At 63.7% G+C, this 15738-nt stretch carries 18 protein-coding genes; 7 read left to right on the top strand and 11 right to left on the bottom strand.

Annotation, left to right across the window (positions count from 1 at the left end; translation table 11 throughout):
- Position 1: 1 nt before the first annotated feature.
- The 8 genes from FJV77_RS28135 to FJV77_RS28100 form a co-directional block, all read right to left on the bottom strand.
- Complete coding sequence (locus FJV77_RS28135) at positions 2 to 1033, bottom strand: peptidoglycan -binding protein (RefSeq protein WP_142869723.1); 1032 nt, start codon at positions 1031 to 1033, stop codon at positions 2 to 4.
- A 1-nt stretch (position 1034) separates the two neighbouring features.
- Positions 1035 to 2060, bottom strand: a complete 1026-nt coding sequence (locus FJV77_RS28130) for a MotA/TolQ/ExbB proton channel family protein (protein WP_142869722.1) — start codon at positions 2058 to 2060, stop codon at positions 1035 to 1037.
- Positions 2061 to 2243: 183 nt separating this feature from the next.
- On the bottom strand, positions 2244 to 2939 hold the full coding sequence (locus FJV77_RS28125) for a hemolysin III family protein (RefSeq protein WP_142869721.1): 696 nt from the start codon (positions 2937 to 2939) through the stop codon (positions 2244 to 2246).
- A gap of 86 nt (positions 2940 to 3025) precedes the next feature.
- On the bottom strand, positions 3026 to 3826 hold the full coding sequence (locus FJV77_RS28120) for an inositol monophosphatase family protein (RefSeq protein ID WP_142869720.1): 801 nt from the start codon (positions 3824 to 3826) through the stop codon (positions 3026 to 3028).
- A 31-nt stretch (positions 3827 to 3857) separates the two neighbouring features.
- A complete protein-coding gene (efp, locus tag FJV77_RS28115) occupies positions 3858 to 4424 on the bottom strand; it encodes an elongation factor P (protein WP_112559678.1) in 567 nt (188 codons plus the stop codon).
- Positions 4425 to 4529: 105 nt separating this feature from the next.
- Positions 4530 to 5600 (bottom strand): tetratricopeptide repeat protein, encoded by a 1071-nt coding sequence (locus FJV77_RS28110; RefSeq protein ID WP_185970449.1) that lies wholly within the window; start codon positions 5598 to 5600, stop codon positions 4530 to 4532.
- A gap of 46 nt (positions 5601 to 5646) precedes the next feature.
- Positions 5647 to 6294, bottom strand: coding sequence for a thiamine phosphate synthase (locus FJV77_RS28105; RefSeq protein WP_142869719.1), 648 nt, complete (start codon positions 6292 to 6294; stop codon positions 5647 to 5649).
- A gap of 142 nt (positions 6295 to 6436) precedes the next feature.
- Positions 6437 to 7360, bottom strand: coding sequence for a DMT family transporter (locus tag FJV77_RS28100; protein WP_142869718.1), 924 nt, complete (start codon positions 7358 to 7360; stop codon positions 6437 to 6439).
- Between the two features lie 133 nt (positions 7361 to 7493).
- Here FJV77_RS28100 and FJV77_RS28095 point away from each other — a divergent pair, with 133 nt between their 5' ends.
- Positions 7494 to 7931, top strand: a complete 438-nt coding sequence (locus FJV77_RS28095) for an Lrp/AsnC family transcriptional regulator (RefSeq protein ID WP_142869717.1) — start codon at positions 7494 to 7496, stop codon at positions 7929 to 7931.
- Positions 7932 to 7943: 12 nt separating this feature from the next.
- Here the strand turns inward: FJV77_RS28095 and FJV77_RS28090 are convergent, their stop codons facing one another.
- A complete protein-coding gene (locus tag FJV77_RS28090; protein ID WP_142869716.1) occupies positions 7944 to 8402 on the bottom strand; it encodes a GNAT family N-acetyltransferase in 459 nt (152 codons plus the stop codon).
- 173 nt (positions 8403 to 8575) lie between these two features.
- On the opposite strand from FJV77_RS28090, the gene FJV77_RS28085 reads away from it, so the two are divergent.
- Positions 8576 to 9346, top strand: a complete 771-nt coding sequence (locus tag FJV77_RS28085) for a sulfite exporter TauE/SafE family protein (protein WP_142869715.1) — start codon at positions 8576 to 8578, stop codon at positions 9344 to 9346.
- 43 nt (positions 9347 to 9389) lie between these two features.
- On the opposite strand, the gene FJV77_RS28080 is transcribed toward FJV77_RS28085, so the two are convergent.
- The gene (locus FJV77_RS28080; RefSeq protein ID WP_142869714.1) at positions 9390 to 9941 is read right to left on the bottom strand and encodes a DUF2269 family protein; all 552 of its coding nucleotides are present in this window, start codon (positions 9939 to 9941) and stop codon (positions 9390 to 9392) included.
- 550 nt (positions 9942 to 10491) lie between these two features.
- Here FJV77_RS28080 and FJV77_RS28075 point away from each other — a divergent pair.
- The 5 genes from FJV77_RS28075 to FJV77_RS28055 all read left to right on the top strand — a co-directional run bounded on the left by FJV77_RS28075 (position 10492) and on the right by FJV77_RS28055 (position 14481).
- Positions 10492 to 11022 carry a DUF1465 family protein gene (locus tag FJV77_RS28075; RefSeq protein WP_142869713.1) on the top strand — a complete coding sequence of 177 codons (531 nt, stop codon included), beginning with the start codon at positions 10492 to 10494 and terminating at the stop codon, positions 11020 to 11022.
- 207 nt (positions 11023 to 11229) lie between these two features.
- A complete protein-coding gene (gene ruvC, locus FJV77_RS28070; RefSeq protein WP_142869712.1) occupies positions 11230 to 11742 on the top strand; it encodes a crossover junction endodeoxyribonuclease RuvC in 513 nt (170 codons plus the stop codon).
- A 13-nt stretch (positions 11743 to 11755) separates the two neighbouring features.
- The gene (gene ruvA / locus FJV77_RS28065) at positions 11756 to 12376 is read left to right on the top strand and encodes a Holliday junction branch migration protein RuvA (RefSeq protein WP_142869711.1); all 621 of its coding nucleotides are present in this window, start codon (positions 11756 to 11758) and stop codon (positions 12374 to 12376) included.
- 43 nt (positions 12377 to 12419) lie between these two features.
- On the top strand, positions 12420 to 13457 hold the full coding sequence (gene ruvB, locus FJV77_RS28060; RefSeq protein WP_142869710.1) for a Holliday junction branch migration DNA helicase RuvB: 1038 nt from the start codon (positions 12420 to 12422) through the stop codon (positions 13455 to 13457).
- A 118-nt stretch (positions 13458 to 13575) separates the two neighbouring features.
- Positions 13576 to 14481, top strand: a complete 906-nt coding sequence (locus FJV77_RS28055; RefSeq protein ID WP_142869709.1) for a metallophosphoesterase — start codon at positions 13576 to 13578, stop codon at positions 14479 to 14481.
- On the opposite strand, the gene FJV77_RS28050 is transcribed toward FJV77_RS28055, so the two are convergent.
- On the bottom strand, positions 14478 to 15728 hold the full coding sequence (locus FJV77_RS28050; protein ID WP_142869708.1) for a cellulase family glycosylhydrolase: 1251 nt from the start codon (positions 15726 to 15728) through the stop codon (positions 14478 to 14480). The two genes, FJV77_RS28055 and FJV77_RS28050, sit on opposite strands and share 4 nt — an antisense overlap.
- Between the last annotated feature and the right edge of the window lie 10 nt (positions 15729 to 15738).

The raw sequence follows: 15738 nt of genomic DNA, 5'->3' as shown, positions 1-15738 counted from the left end.
ATCACCGTTCGGTGAGCTTCAGTTCAATGCGGCGGTTCTTGTTGCGGGCGTCTTCGGTGTCGGCGGGGTCGAGCGGCTGGAATTCGCCGAAGCCGGCGGCGACCAGCCGGTTGGCTGGCACGCCATTCTCGATCAGGAACTTGACCACCGAGGTCGAGCGCGCCGTCGACAACTCCCAATTGTCGCGATAGCGACCGGTGCCCGACAGCGGCTTGTTGTCGGTGTGGCCGTCGACGCGCAGCACCCAGTTGATCTCCGGCGGAATTTCCTTTTGCAGTTCGATGATGGCGTCGGCGAGCTTCTTCATCTCGACCTTGCCGGCATCGTTGATCACTTCCGAGCCGGTCGGAAACAGCACTTCCGACTGGAAGACGAAGCGGTCGCCGACGATGCGGATGTTCTCGCGGTCGGCGAGGATTTCGCGCAACCGGCCGAAAAAGTCGGAGCGGTAGCGGTTCAGCTCCTGCACGCGCTGCGCCAGCGCGACGTTCAGCCGACGGCCGAGATCGGCGATCTTGGTGTTGGAATCGCGGTCGCGCGTTTCAGACACATTGAGGGCGTCCTCGAGCGCGCCGATCTGCTTGCGCAACGCCGCGATCTGCTGGTTGAGGATCTCGACCTGGCTCAGCGCCTGCTGGCTGATCTGGCGCTGATTGTCGAGTTCGCCGCCCAGTTGAGCCGCACGCTGGTTGGCGGCGTCGCCGGCGCCGGCGCCTTGCGCGAGCAATTGCTCCAGCCGGCTCTTCTCGGCTTCCGCCGCCGACAGCGAGGCCTGCAGATTGGCCAGCGAATCATCCTTGTCCTGCGTCGTCGAGCGCTCCAGCGCCAGCAACTGCGTCAGTTCGTTGATCTGCGAGTTGAGGCGCGAAAGCACGGTGTCCTTGCCGGAGATTTCGCGGCCGAGCAGGAACTGCGCCAGCACGAAGACGGTGAGCAGGAACATGATGGCGAGCAACAGCGTCGACAGCGCGTCGACGAAGCCCGGCCAATAGTCGATGCGGCGGTCGGTGCGCCGGCCTCTGGCGAGCGCCATGCTAGTGCACCCCGGGCTTCTTCAGGGCGTCGGCGATCTTTTCCAGCGTGTTGCGCATCGCCTTCTGCTCGTCCGACTGGGCCTCGACCCAGTCGCGCATTATCTGCTGCTCGGAGCGCATGTTCTTGACCAGGCCGGAAATGCCGTCGGCCAGATTGGCCATGGCGGTGGCGACGCGTGGATTGGAGCCGCCGCCGTTTTCCTGCATGCTGCGCAGCCGTTCCGACAAAAGGCGGATCTCGTCGGAAGGCTCGTTCTTGACCGGATCGGCAACGACGATGTCGGAGGAGAGATCGGTGACGGAAGACAGCCAGTTTTCAAGTTCGGTGTAGAACCGGGTCTGGGCGCGGCCGGCCTGCAGGTCGAGGAAGCCGAGCACCAGCGAACCGGAGAGACCGAACAGCGAGGACGAGAAGGCCGTGCCCATGCCGGCCAATGGCGCCGAAAGGCCCTGTTTCAGCGAATCGAGCACGGCGGCGGCGTCGCCGGTGCCGGGATCGAGCGATTCGATGGTTTCCCGGATCGAGCTGATGGTGTTGAGCAGGCCCCAGAAGGTGCCGAGCAGGCCGAGGAACACCAGCAGCCCGACGAGATAGCGCGACGTGTCTCGGCTTTCGTCGAGGCGGGTGGCGATCGAATCCAGCATGGTCCGCATCGAGGAGGTCGAGAAGGCGACCGTCGAGGAACGGCCGATCATCGCCTTCATCGGCGCCAGCAGCACCGGTTCGGTGGTTTCGGAGCCGGCGCGGAAGGAATTGACCCAGCGCACTTCGCGAAACAGCCGTCCGACCTGGGCGAAGGCCAGCAGGATGCCGACCGCCAGCACACCGATGATAAGGCCGTTGAGGCCCGGATTGGTGGTGAAGGCGCTGGAGATCTGGCGGGTGAGGATGGCGGCGATGAAGGCTACGATGACCAGGAAGATGACCATGGTCAGAAGGAAGACCTGTGGGCTCGACAGCTTGTGCGGATCGTACATCAGGACATCAGAGCGCCTGCCCACGCCGAAAGATCTGAGAAAAGCCATCCGTGCCCCGTTTCCGATGCTCTTTATTTGCCTTGACGCAATTCCGAACGGGAAACCGCTCACACTTTCCCGGAATTGCTCCAGTGCCGCCGATCACGTAATTCGCGACTCTAAACGGAATTGTGACCAAATTGAATGGCGCTTGGCAATATTGCCCGATGGGGTCGGGCCCCGCTCCGCCTTTCAGAGGCGGTTGATGACCAGGCAGTCGACCATGGCGGCAAGATGCAGCCCGGCGCCGGTGATGACAAAGCCGTGCCAGACGGCGTTGTGGAAACGCAGCCCCTTCCACGCGAAGAAGATAACGCCGCAGGAGTAGACGATGCCGCCGGCGACGATCAGCGCGATCGACGTTGTCGGCAATGTCGCGACCAGCGGCTTGACCAGAACGATGCCGCTCCAGCCGATGGCGAGATAGAAGACTATGGCCAGGCGGTCGAAGCGGCCGGGCAGAAACACCTTTATGGCGATACCGGTCACAGCTGCGGTCCAGACAAGGACAATCATCGGCAGCGCCAGCGGCGAGCCGTCGAGCTGGGCCAGAAAGGGCGTGTAGGTAGCGGCGATCAGGAGGTAGATCGCTGCATGGTCGAAGCGCCGCAAGATCCATTTTGCCGGCGATGTCACCGGCCACAGATTGTAGGTGAGCGAAACCGACAGCACGGTCAGCAGCGACACCACAAAGAAGACAGCGGCGACGTATTCGCCCGGACCGGCATGGAACGCGGCCAGCGCCAGCAAGGCAGAGCCGGCGGCTATCGCCAGCACGATACCGACCGCATGGACGATGCCGTCGGCGATCATCTCCGCACGCGAATACTGCCAGCGCCCGACAAAGGGAATATCGATTGCCGTTTCTGGCGGGGATAGTGGCGGCATGCGCGAAGGTCCTTCGTCCTCCCTTTATCTGGGCGGTCGCCGGGCAGTATTTCAAGCTTTGGTTGCGGTTTTGCGACTGCGGCGCTTCAGCGCGCCGAGATCGGCTTCTTCACGGCCTTGAGCAGCGCACGCTGAATGACCTCGTTGCCGGCAACGACCGAGCCGTTATCCAGCATGTCCTGGCCGCCATCCATATCGGAGACGAAGCCGCCGGCTTCGCGGATCAGGAGCAGGCCGGCGGCGATGTCCCAGGCCGACAGGCCGGTTTCCCAGAAGCCGTCCATGCGGCCGGCGGCGACATAAGCGAGATCGAGCGCCGCCGAACCAAGACGGCGCACGCCCGAGACCTCGGCCATCACATTGCGCAGCTCGACCAGGAAATTGCCGTGTTGGCCGCGGCCGAGATGCGGGATGCCGCAGCCGATCACGGTGTCGGTGAGCTTGATACGGCCGGCAACGCGCAGCCGGCGATCGTTCATGAAAGCGCCGCCGCCGCGCTCGGCGGTGTAGAGCTCGTCCATCGCCGGATTGTAGATGACGGCGGCGACGAGCTGGCCTTGGCGCTCCAGCGCGATCGAGATGGAGAAGATCGGGATGCCATGCAGGAAATTGGTGGTGCCGTCGAGCGGGTCAACGATCCAGCGGTGCTGGTCGTCGTCGCCTTCGACCGCGCCGCGCTCTTCCATCAGGAAGGCATAGCCCGGCCGCGCCTTCGACAGTTCGGCAAACAGTATGTCCTCAGCCTTGCGGTCGGCCTGGCTGACATAGTCGCCCGGCCCCTTCATCGACACCTGCAGGTTCTGCACCTCGCCGAAGTCGCGCGACAGCGAGCGGCCGGCCTTCATGGCAGCCTGGACCATGACATTGAGAAGTGCTGAGCGTGCCATCGTATTTTCTTCCTGCTGCTGCGCCTTAGGATCAGTCTGCGCGGCGCATGTAGGTGAGCTCGTTGGTGTCGACGACGATGCGTTCGCCGGCGCCGATGAAGGGCGGCACCAGCACGCGAATGCCGTTTTCCAGCACCGCCGGCTTGTAGGAAGACGCCGCCGTCTGGCCCTTCACCACCGGGTCGGCTTCGGTGATGGTCAGCGTCACCTGGTCGGGCAGCGAAATGCCGATCGGCCTGTCCTCGTAAAGCTGGACCGTCACCATCATGCCGTCCTGCAGGAAAGCGGCGCGATCGCCGACGAAATCCTTCGCCAGTTCGAGTTGCTCGTAGCTCTGGGTGTCCATGAACACCAGCGCGTCGTCCTGCGCGTAGAGGAAGGAAAAATCCTTCAGGTCGAGCCGGATCTGCTCGACGGTCTCAGCCGAACGGAAGCGTTCGTTGAGCTTGGTGCCGTTGATCAGGTTCTTCAGTTCGACCTGGTTGTAGGCGCCGCCCTTGCCGGGCTTGACGGTGTTGGTCTTGACCGCCACCCAGAGGCCGCCATCGTGCTCGATGACATAGCCGGGACGGATTTCGTTGCCATTGATCTTGGCCATGATGATGTTGATCCGGGAATGAGATGGTCGCTGGACAAGCGATTTCGGGCTCCCAAGACCACAAATCACCAGAAGAGGCAAGGGAGCGGGGGGTGCAAGGGACGCTCAGGGCAGGCGGTTGGCCTTCTGCAAGGCCTGCTTGGTCTGATCGTCGGTCAGCCCTTGCAGGAAATCGTCCATCTCCGGATCGATAAGGCCGGCGCGGCGGGCGACCACGTACCAGGCCCCGGCCAGGATCAGGTCGGGATCGGTGCCGATGCCGCCCATATAGAGCTTTGCCAGCCGATTCTGGGCGGCGACGTTGCCGCCTTCGGCAGCCTGCTTCATCCAGTTGAAGCCGGATTTTAGGTCGCGAACACCGCCGCGGCCCTCGATCATCCAGGCGGCAAGATCGATCTGCGCGGTGTCGTAGTTCTGTCTTGCGGCCTGCGCCAGCAGGCGGCGCGCCTGGGCATCGTCGTGCGGCTTGCCGCCGACGCCATTGGCATAGACCTGCGCCATCGCATACTGGGCGTCGGCAAGGCCGGTCGCCGCGGCCCGCTCATAATAGGGCACCGCCCTGGCGATGCCGGCATCGCCCGGATCCTGCTGCACAAGCAGCTGCGCGAAGTTGAACTGCGCCAGGCGGTTGCCGGCTTCGGCGGCGGCCTGCATCAGGGCGTAGGCTCCCTTCTCGTCCTTCTTGACGTAGCGGCCGTCGAGCAGCATCAGCGCATACTGGAACTGCGATTCCGGAATCCCCTGTTCGGCGGCCTGCGCATACCATTTGGCGGCTTCCGCCGGGTTGAGCGGCACGCCCAACCCGCGCGACAGGATCTCGGCCACCAGCGTTTGCGCCGCCGGGTCGCCATTCTGGGCCCGCACCAGCGCCAGATTATAGGCCGTCTTGTAGAGGCCGCGCTGAAACGCGCCGTAGGCGGGGTCCGCCGGCTTGGCGCCGAAACGCTCGGGGTTGATGGCGTCGGCCGAGGGCAACGGCGCGGTCGTCGCGGGTTGCGGCAGCGGGGTGTCGATCGGCTTGTCGACATGAACGCCGGAATTCATGGCATCGGCCTTGGGGGCACCGGCCTTTGCGGCGCCCGCATCGGGGGCCGGCGCGCTGATGTCGGGTGCGGCGGCATCGGGCCTGGGCTGCGGCAGCGGAATGGGCTCCGCCGCCATCGCTGCCCCGCTCATCAAGGCCGCAACGAAAACCGCGATAGCAACTCCGGGTCGGCGCACGTCAGTCCTCGAAGCGCGGCGCGGTTTCGTCGAGCAGCGCATTGGCGGCAGCAATCGCCGCCTTCGGATCGGCGCCGTCGGCGAAGACAGCGCTGGACAGCGCCACGAATTCGGCGCCGGTATCCGCCACCGACTCGACCGAGGCGAGTTCCGAACCGGCCATGACGATGCAAGGGATCTGGATCATGTCGGCCCACCAGCGGCCGAGCGACAGATTGCGCGGATGCGGTTCCGGCTTGTTGTCGTAGCCGAAGCGGCCGAAGAAGATGTAATCGGGCCTGGTTTCGCCGAGCTCCAGCGCGTCGTCGCGGGTCTTGGCGCCGCCGGCGCCGACCATCATCTTGCCCTGGAAGTGTTCGATGGTCTCGGCGAGTGCGTCCTTGGAGACCTCGACATGAATGCCGTCGGCCTGGACGCGGCCGGCAATGCGGGTGTCGCCGGCGATGATGACGGCGATACCGGCCGCCTGCGCCACAGGCACGATCTGTTCGGCAAACGCCTGGAAGGCAGCCTCGTCCATACCGTTTTCGGGCAGGATCAGCGAAGCGACGTCGCCGCCCTCGAAGGCCGCGGCAATGCGCTCGGCCGGCGCGTCCTTGGGCGCGATCAGCACGATGCGGCAGCGGTTGGGGGGTGTTGCGTCGTTCATTGGCTTTCGATCCGGGAGTTCGCCTATGCCGGGCGAAGATGGTTGCAATGCGGCATAGAGCAAAGCGCCCGCCTTGAACAGGCAGGCGAGGATCGATGCGATGGCTTGGTTTACGATCGCCGGCGAGCGGCCGGTCTGCGGCTCATTTGACGGCTTGCGGGCTTTCGACCGGCGGTTTGGCTTTCCACAATGTCCAGCCGAGGTTCATGCCGGCTGCCGCGATCAGGATGGCGGCGGCGCCGACGAGCTGGGCCGGATGCAGCCGGTGGCCGAACGCAATGACATCGACCAGGATCGCCACGACAGGATAGATGAAGGACAGCGATGCCTGGAGGTGTGTCGGCAGCTTCTGGATGGCGCCATACATCAATATGTACACCAGGCCGGTGTGGACGACGCCAAGCGTGACCAGCATGGCCCAGCTCCACGTGTCGGCGGGCAAATGGGAGAGGTTGGCAAAGGGCGCCAGCATGACGACGCCGACGCAGACCTGGATCAGCGCGATCAGATGCGGTGGGGTGCCCTTCAGCTTTTTGGCGACGATGGCCGCGACGGCCCAGAAGAAGGCCGCGCCAAGCGCCATGACGATGCCGGTGACATAATCGGTGCCGAGTTTCCCGGACTCTGGGCCGGAACCTGCATCAGGCCCTGTCTGCACGATCAATAGCATGCCGGCGAAGGCGATGCCGAGCCAGGTCAGCTTGGTCAGGGTCAGCCGCTCGCCGAAGAACAGCGCGCCGAAACCGACCAGCATGAATGGCTGGGTGTTGTAGACTGCCGTGGCGATCGAGATCGAGGCGCGGGAGAAGGCGCTGAACAGCAACAGCCAGTTGATGACGATCGCCGCGCCGCCGAGCGCGGCGATGGCAAGAATGCGCAATGTCAGCCTGCCGCGCAGTAGCCCAAGTGCTGCACAGGTGATGAGCAGCGCCACCGCACCGAAGGCGCAGCGCCAGAACACCACGTCCATGACGGGCTGACCCGACATGACGACGAACCAGCCAATCGTGCCGATGATCGTCATCGCCGCCGTCATTTCGATCGTGCCGCGCACCGTGCTGTCCATGACAATACCTCTAATATCCGTTGAGCTACGATAATCTCATGCAATCCTGAGGGTTTATATGCATTGTGAAAGGTGATATGCGGATATGGCCTAATTTAATAAGGCATGCTCTGCCTTTTACGAGGAAATGAAGATGCTAGACGAGATGGACAGAAAGCTTCTCGACATACTGGTCAAGGATTCCCGGACGTCGTTGAAGGAACTGGCGCAGCAGGTCGGGCTATCGTCGCCGAGCGTCTCCGAGCGGCTGCGGCGGCTCGAGGAGCGCGGCGTCATCCGCGCCTTCACCGTCGAGATCGACCCGGAGGCGCTGGGTTTTCCGCTGCAGGCGATCGTGCGCGTGCGGCCGCTGCCGGGCAAGCTGCATATCGTGCAGCAACTGATCGAGGAGATCCCCGAGTTCGGCGAGTGCGACAAGGTCACCGGCGACGATTGTTTCGTGGCGCGGCTTTATGTGCGTTCGATGGGCGAGCTCGACAAGCTTCTCGACCGCATCGCCGACAAGGCCGAAACCAGCACCGCCATCATCAAGGCGCAGCCGATCCGGCGCCGCCCGCCTCCACTCGGGTAAGCTTCGTTTTAGCTAAAGTTCCAGCTTATAGCCGATGTGGCTGGCCTTGAAGCCGAGTCGGTCATAGAAGCGGTGGGCGTCGTGGCGGCTCTTGTTGGTGGTGAGCTGGACAATTTTGCAGCCGCGTTCGCGGCATTGTTCGACCGCCCATTCCAGCAGGCGCTGCCCCAGCCTTTCGCCGCGCCGGTCGGCGGCGACGCGGACAGCCTCGATCTGGCCGCGCAAGGCGCCCTGCAGCGACAGGCCGGCGAGGAAGGTGATCTGCAACGTGCCGATCACCTTGCCGTCATCCGCCATGACGGCCAGAAACTGGTTGGGATCGGCGTTCACCGCCGCAAAGGCATCGAAATAGGCTTTGGCCAGCGGTTCGCTTACGTCTTCGCGGCTGCGACCGAGCGGGTCGTCGGCAAGCATGGCGATGATGGCGGGGAGGTCGGTTTCCTCGGCGCGGCGGATCTGGACTTCGCTCATTCTGGAAAACCTCATGTGGGGGACGGTCCGCTTATGCCTCGGCGGCAGTCGTGCCGCAAATCCGGAACCGCCGTCTGACGCACAGCTGATCGCCGCGGGCTGCATTTCTCGATCGCAGCGCAAAGGTTTCTGGGCTATGGCAGGCTAGAGTTCCCTCCAGCCTCGTTCATCCCATGTCAGGTCTGCTCGCCGATCCGTGGTTTTATGCCGCCGCCATTCCGGCGGTGATCCTTGTCGGTCTGTCGAAAGGCGGTTTCGGCGGCGCTGTCGGCTTTGTCGGCGTGCCTTTGATGGCGCTGGCCATGCCGCCGGTGCAGGCGGCCGCCATCCTGCTGCCGATCCTGTGCCTGATGGACATCGTTTCGGTGTGGACATGGTGGGGCGTGTATGACCGCAAGATGCTGGTCGACATGATGCCGGGTGCAGTGATCGGCATAGGGCTGGGCTGGCTGACGGCAGCGCTCGTCACCGAAGAGATGGTGCGGCTGATCGTCGGTGCTGTCGCGCTCATCTTCGTGCTGCGCTGGCTCTATCTGCAGTTTCGCCACGGTTCCGACCATGCGGCGGCGCCAAACCGCATCGCCGCCGCCTTCTGGGGCAGCGTCGCCGGCTTCACCAGCTTCGTCGCCCATGTCGGCGGTCCGCCCTTCCAGGTCTATGCGCTGCCGATCCGGCTCGACCCGAAGGTGCTGTCGGGGACATCGGCGATCTTCTTTGCCGCCACCAACGCGCTGAAGCTGATCCCCTATTTCGCGCTCGGCCAGTTCGACACCGCCAATCTGACCGCGTCCGCCGTGCTGATGCCGCTGGCACCACTGGCCACCATTGCCGGCGCCTGGCTGGTACGGCGCATGCGGCCGGAGATCTTTTATCCCTTCACATACGCGACCGTGGCCGTGGTCGCGCTCAAGCTGCTGTGGGACGGGATCGCCGGCCTGCTGTAAGGCAGCGCGAGGCGACCGTACGGTCGCCTGCATATTCTCGGTGTTAGACAGCGCTCGGCACGAGGCGGCGACTGCCGCCGAAGGCCAGTGCGGCGCCCGCGATGACAACCAAAACCATGCCGGCGAGAATGCCGATGTCGTGCTCGGTCGGCTTGAGCACCATGTCCGCGACCACGACCAGCATCACTGCATAGTCGAAGCGAGCGGTGCTCATCATGCGCTGACCCTCGGCAAGAGCGGCCGGCGTCGCGCCGTCCTTGGCGAGCATGGCGCCCATCCGTTCCCCGATCGGCTTGAAGATGAGCATGCCGATCGAGAAGGTCGTGGCGTAGCCGGCAAGGCCGATCAGGATCCAAAGGTCGGAAAAACCAACCCAGAAAATGCACATGACGAGCCCGAAGAGCAGCGTCAGCATGGACATCGGCGCGAAGAAACGGCCGCCCAGTTGCCCGCTGGCGCGAATCGCCTGCAGCTTGTCCTCGATGTTGCCGGCGCGCTCGGCAAGCACGCCAAGCAGGAACAGCACGAAGCCTCCCCCGACCCAGAGGATTGCCGAGGTGACGTGCAGAAACTTGACGATCGAGTACCAGTCCATGGTTTGCTCCCAGGTGTTCCGATGATCTGCGGCCGAGCGGTTTGCGCCGGCCGTTTCAGAGGAGCGGCGTTTAGCGTAGCGCGTGTTTCGGAACGATGTCGCGTGGGACGCCGGCTTGTTTCGAACTCGGCAATCATGTGGCGAAGCCGAGACCCGCGCGGCATTCTGGGCACCGCCGAAGCCTCGTTGTGACTGTTCTGTTACGGCACAGCGCAGGCGTGCTTGGTAAAAAAATCTCGGCGCCGTTAAGGGTTCATTAAGCTTTACAGGTGTTTACTATGTGCATCCAGTTATCTGGATTCTTACCGAGTGGTTGGAGCCACTTCGTTTGACGCCTCCCTGTTAAACTCCTGAGAGCCGCCTTATCCGCGGCTCTTTTTTTGTCCGCATTTTGGCTCGCTTTGCGCCCATCCGCCGGCGTTAACCGTTTGTTAAACATGTGCTTGCCTTCAACGGCAGCGAAGCGCATTTTCAAGCCTCAGTCATCTAGGGTGCCGGCGTGACGGCGAAGAAGCCGAATCAGCCGACGGGGTAGTGCAGGGGCGTATCGATGAACGAGCCTTCGAAGGGCAGTGCGAAAACCATCAAGCTGGCGGAACGCCGGGTTTTCTCCCAATCCTTCAAACCGCTTTACCAGGAAGGCATGGGCCTGGTTGAGCAAGCAGCCGAATATCTCGACGGCAAGGGCCGGGCCGAGGCCAAAAAGTTGTCCAGGCTGGCAGCGACGCTCTATGCGGCGGAATCGATGCGGCTGACGACAAGGCTGATGCAGGTCGCCTCCTGGCTGCTTTTGCAGCGGGCGGCAAACTCAGGCGAGATGACCCGCGACCAGGTTGCTTCGGAAAAATCCAAGGTTCGCCTCGACACCGCGTCGGCGCATGACGAGGCGGTCGGCTGGAACGAACTGCCGAAGGATTTCCTCGATCTCGTCACACGCTCGCTGCGCCTCCAGGCTCTGGTCCGCCGCATGGACGAGGAGATCTATGGCGGCGCGTTTACCGAGACGCCGTCCGCCGTCCGCCGCGTCAATCCGGTTTCCGACCAGATCACGCTGCTGAACACGGCTTTCGCCCGGGGCTAACAGACTGCTTGATAATTCTACTCCGACGGACATGTGAAGCGGTTTCCTGCGCTTCCGGTGCTCACGTACTTAAGTACGCTCCGCTCCTGTTCTCGAAAACCACCCCAGCTGTCTCGTCAGAGCGAATTCTCAAACAGCCTGCAGTTCCTGTTTCCGGTTTGTTCACATTTCGCTGGCATCGCTGTCCACCGGAGGTAAACTTGGCGGATGGGGGAAGCGATTCGCATCATCGGTATCGACCCGGGGCTGAGGCGCACCGGCTGGGGCGTCGTCGAAAGCCTCGGCAATTCGCTGCGCTTCGTCGGCTCCGGGACCGTGCGCTCCGACGACAAGGCGGCGCTTGCGACACGGCTTTGTCAGTTGCATGACGGGCTGGCCGAGATCCTGCACGATGCCATGCCGCAGGAGGCGGCCGTCGAGCAAACCTTCGTCAACAAGGATGCGGTGGCGACGCTGAAGCTCGGTCAGGCTCGCGGCATCGCCATGCTGGTGCCGGCGCGCGCCGGCCTTGTCGTCGCCGAATATGCCCCCAATGCCGTCAAAAAGGCTGTGATCGGCGTTGGCCATGGCGACAAGAAGCAAATCCACATGATGGTGAAAGTGCTGTTGCCGAAAGCCACTTTCGACACCGAACATGCCGCCGACGCACTGGCCATTGCCATCTGCCACGCGCATCACCGGCAAAGCGTCGCCTACAGGATGGCGGCGTTGGCATCATGAAAGGCTATTGAGCATGATAGGCAAGCTCAAGGGCACACTCGACGAGATCGACGAGGATTTCTGCCTCGTTGACGTGCATGGCGTCGGCTATGTCGCCTATTGCTCAGCGCGTACTCTGGCCTCGCTGCCTTCGCCGGGCGAAGCGGTGGTGCTGTTCATCGAGACCTATGTGCGCGAGGACATGATCCGGCTCTACGGCTTTCGGTCGGTGCTGGAGCGCGAATGGTTCCGGCTCTTGATGACCAATGTGCAGGGCGTCGGCGCCAAGGTGGCGCTGGCGATCCTGTCGACATTGGCGCCGGCCGACCTCGCCAACGCGATCGCACTGCGCGACATCGCCATGGTCAGCCGCGCGCCCGGGGTTGGCAAGAAGGTGGCCGAGCGCATCGTCACAGAATTGAAGAACAAGGCGCCGGCCTATGCAGGAACCGCCTCCGGCACGATCGGCCTGAAGCAGGAGCTCGGCGAGGGTGTGGCGCCGGCACCGATCACCGACGCCGTCTCGGCGCTGGTCAATCTCGGCTATTCGCGCGACACCGCAGCCAATGCGGTGGCGGCGGCGCTGAAGACGGCGGGCGAGGATGCGGATGCCTCGAAGCTCATTCGTTTCGGGCTGAAGGAACTGGCGCGGTGAGCGGTTGCTTGTTCCGCCCTTTGCCCTGTGCGAGGAAGGCGGCATGAGTCTTTCCCCCCGCCTCATTACCCCGGAAAAGCACGGTGAGGATGCCGAGCAGACCTTGCGGCCGCAGACGCTTGCCGATTTCGTCGGCCAGGCGGCGGTGCGGGCCAATCTCAAGGTCTTCATCGAGGCCGCCAAGGGCCGCAGCGAGGCGCTCGACCATGTGCTGTTCGTCGGTCCGCCGGGGCTTGGCAAGACGACGCTGGCGCAGATCATGGCGCGCGAGCTCGGCGTCAATTTCCGTTCGACCTCGGGCCCGGTCATCGCCAAGGCCGGCGATCTCGCCGCGCTCTTGACCAATCTCGAAGACCGCGACGTGCTGTTCATCGACGAGATCCACCGGCTCAATCCGGCGGTGGAGGAAATCCTCTATCCGGCGATGGAGGATTTCCAGCTCGACCTGATCATCGGCGAGGGCCCGGCGGCGCGCTCGGTCAAGATCGACCTTGCCCGCTTCACCCTGGTCGCCGCCACCACGCGGCTCGGTCTGTTGACCAACCCGCTGCGCGACCGTTTCGGCATCCCGGTGCGGCTCAATTTCTATTCGGTTGAGGAACTGGAGCAGATCGTGCGCCGCGGCGCCCGCATCCTGCAAATGCCGCTCGGCGACGACGGTGCGCTGGAGATCGCGCGCCGCGCCCGCGGCACGCCGCGCATCGCCGGCCGGCTGCTGCGCCGGGTGCGCGATTTCGCCTCCGTTGCCGGTGACGGCCATGTCGACAGGCAGATTGCCGATGAAGCCCTGACGCGGCTGGAGGTCGACGCGCTCGGCCTCGACGCGCTCGACCGCCGCTACCTCTCGATGATCGCCCGCAATTTCGGCGGCGGCCCGGTCGGCATCGAGACCATCGCCGCCGGCCTGTCGGAGCCGCGCGACGCCATCGAGGACATCATCGAGCCCTATTTGATCCAGCAGGGGTTCATCCAGCGCACACCGCGTGGCCGCGTGCTGACCGCCAATGCCTGGCGCCATCTCGGCCTCGACGCGCCGAAGGACCTGGCGCAGCAGCAGATCAACCTGTTCCAGGAAGAGTAACGGAGATTTGTTCTTCGGAATCTCCTAAGCTCCGCCAGCGTGAAGGCGCATTCCTGGATTTTATCGAGCGTCGTAATGTCGGCGCGGACCGCTCCGATCAAGCGCCGGAGCCATGAAAGTGATCACCAGACGCGGGTTCCTGATCGTCGGGGGTTCGTTCCTCTCGCTGGCTTCGCTCAGTGCCTATGCGGTTGGCATCGAGCCGATGCTGTTGACGCATGTGAAGCGCTATCAGCTGACGCCGCCCCATTGGCCTGCGGGTTTGCAACTGCGGGTCGCCGTGCTTTCCGACATCCATGCCTGCCGCCCCTGGATGACGCCGGAGCGGATCGCTTCGCTCGCCGCCGAGGCGAATGCCCTCAATCCGGATGTGATCCTCATGCTTGGCGACTATCCGGCCGGTACACGCCTGGTGACGGGCTGGGTGGATGCGTCGGAATGGGCGCCGGCACTTTCCGGCCTCAAGGCGCCGCTCGGCGTCTGGTCGATCCTCGGCAACCATGACTGGTGGGAAGACCGTACCGCCCAAAGGGTTGGTGCCGGACCGACGATTTCACACAAGGCTCTGGAGGCCGTCGGTATTGCGGTGCTGGAAAACGATGTTGTGCGCCTGGAAAAGGACGGGCACGGCTTCTGGCTCGCCGGTCTTGCCGATCAGTTGGCGTTGCACCCTGGCCGGGCTTGGGGCCGCAGTCACTTCAAGGGTCTGGACGATCTCGACGGTACGCTGGCCAAGGTCAGCGACCAGGCGCCAATCATCTTGCTTGCCCACGAGCCCGACATTTTCCCAAAAGTGCCGGGGCGGGTGTCGCTGACGCTGTCGGGCCACACACATGGCGGACAGGTCAGGCTGTTTGGCTATTCGCCAGTGGTGCCGTCCCGCTTCGGCAACCGTTTCGCCTATGGCCATGTCATCGAGAATGACCGCAACCTGATTGTCTCTGGCGGGCTGGGCTTCAGCATTGCTCCGGTGCGCTTTGGCATGCGGCCCGAGATCGTCCAGATCGATCTGGGTTCGGCCTAAGGCAGCGAGCGGATCGCATCCATCACGGCAGGCTCGGCCTTTTCGCCGTTGAAAGCGTCGACGATGCCGAAGGCGCCACCAAAACTCCACACCGACCATGAGAAGCCATGCGCCTCGGCGCGCGCGACCATGTCCTTGACATAGGCGGCGCGGTATTGCGGCGGCATCACATAGGGGTTGCCATACTCCTGGCGGATCATGCCGAACTCGCCCAGCGTGATGTTTTCCGGCTTGATGCTGTTGGCCTTGGCCCAGGCATCGACCTTTTCGAACGGCGCATCCATGACGCCGAGCAGCTTCTCATCCGTGTCCATGCTGGCCACCTGCTCGTCGAGATAGGCGAGCAGGCCGCTCCGCCTGGTCCACGGCGCCTCAGCCTTCATCTTGGCGCGGATCGCATCCAGTTTTGCATCGAGTTCGGCACGCGGCACCGCGGTGAGCGGGTAGGGCAGGCCGGTGACATAGGGAATGAAATCGCCGGCCCAGGTCGCGCCCTGATGGGTCAGCAGGAACGGATCGTAGGAGTGGAAGGTCCAGATGATGTTGTCGTCGGGGATCGACTTCGGGTCGATCTTCACCAGCGAGGCCGCGTTGGAATAGCAGGCGCCGGTCAGGATCAGCGTCAGCCTGGTGGCCGAGGCGCGTGCGGCCGCGAACAGCTTCTGCTGACGCTCCGGCCACAGGCTGGTGCCATCGCTGTCGCAGTCGATGATCGGCTCGTTCATCGGCTCGAAAGCGACCTGCGTCGGGTCCTCGGTGGCAAGCGTGCGCGCCATTTTGCGGATGACCTCGACATAGGCGTCGAAAATGGCGGGATCGTCCATCACCTGGCCCATGCCGATCTCGCGGCCGCCACCGGCGGGGATCAGGTGCATGTCGACGATCACTTTCAGGCCGGCCCGGTTGATCATGCGGGCCGAATCCCGCACGCTGGCATAAAGGTCGTCGCGCAACGCCAGCGTCTGATCCGACATGAACGGCGAGGGGTCGACCGGCATGCGCAGGAAGTCGAAGCCGGCGGCCTTCAGCGCCTTGAGGTCGTCCTCGTTGAGGAACTTGCGCCACTCCGGAAAGGGCAGGATGGCCTTGGGATCGTTCCATTTGTCTTCCCCGACCCAGGTTGTCCATTGGTCGAGGTTGAGGCCGCGCTTCATCGAAAAGCTCGCGGCGTGGCCTGCCAGCGCAGACGCCGCCAGCACCAGCAGCGCTGCCATCAAGGTCTTGATCATCGCCGTCAACAGTGCCATCCGGTTTGCC

This window comes from Mesorhizobium sp. WSM4306 (assembly GCF_007003975.1).
GTDB lineage: Bacteria > Pseudomonadota > Alphaproteobacteria > Rhizobiales > Rhizobiaceae > Mesorhizobium.
The sequence above is the reverse complement of the archived record's forward strand: the minus strand, read 5'-3'. Positions and strand labels throughout refer to the sequence as shown.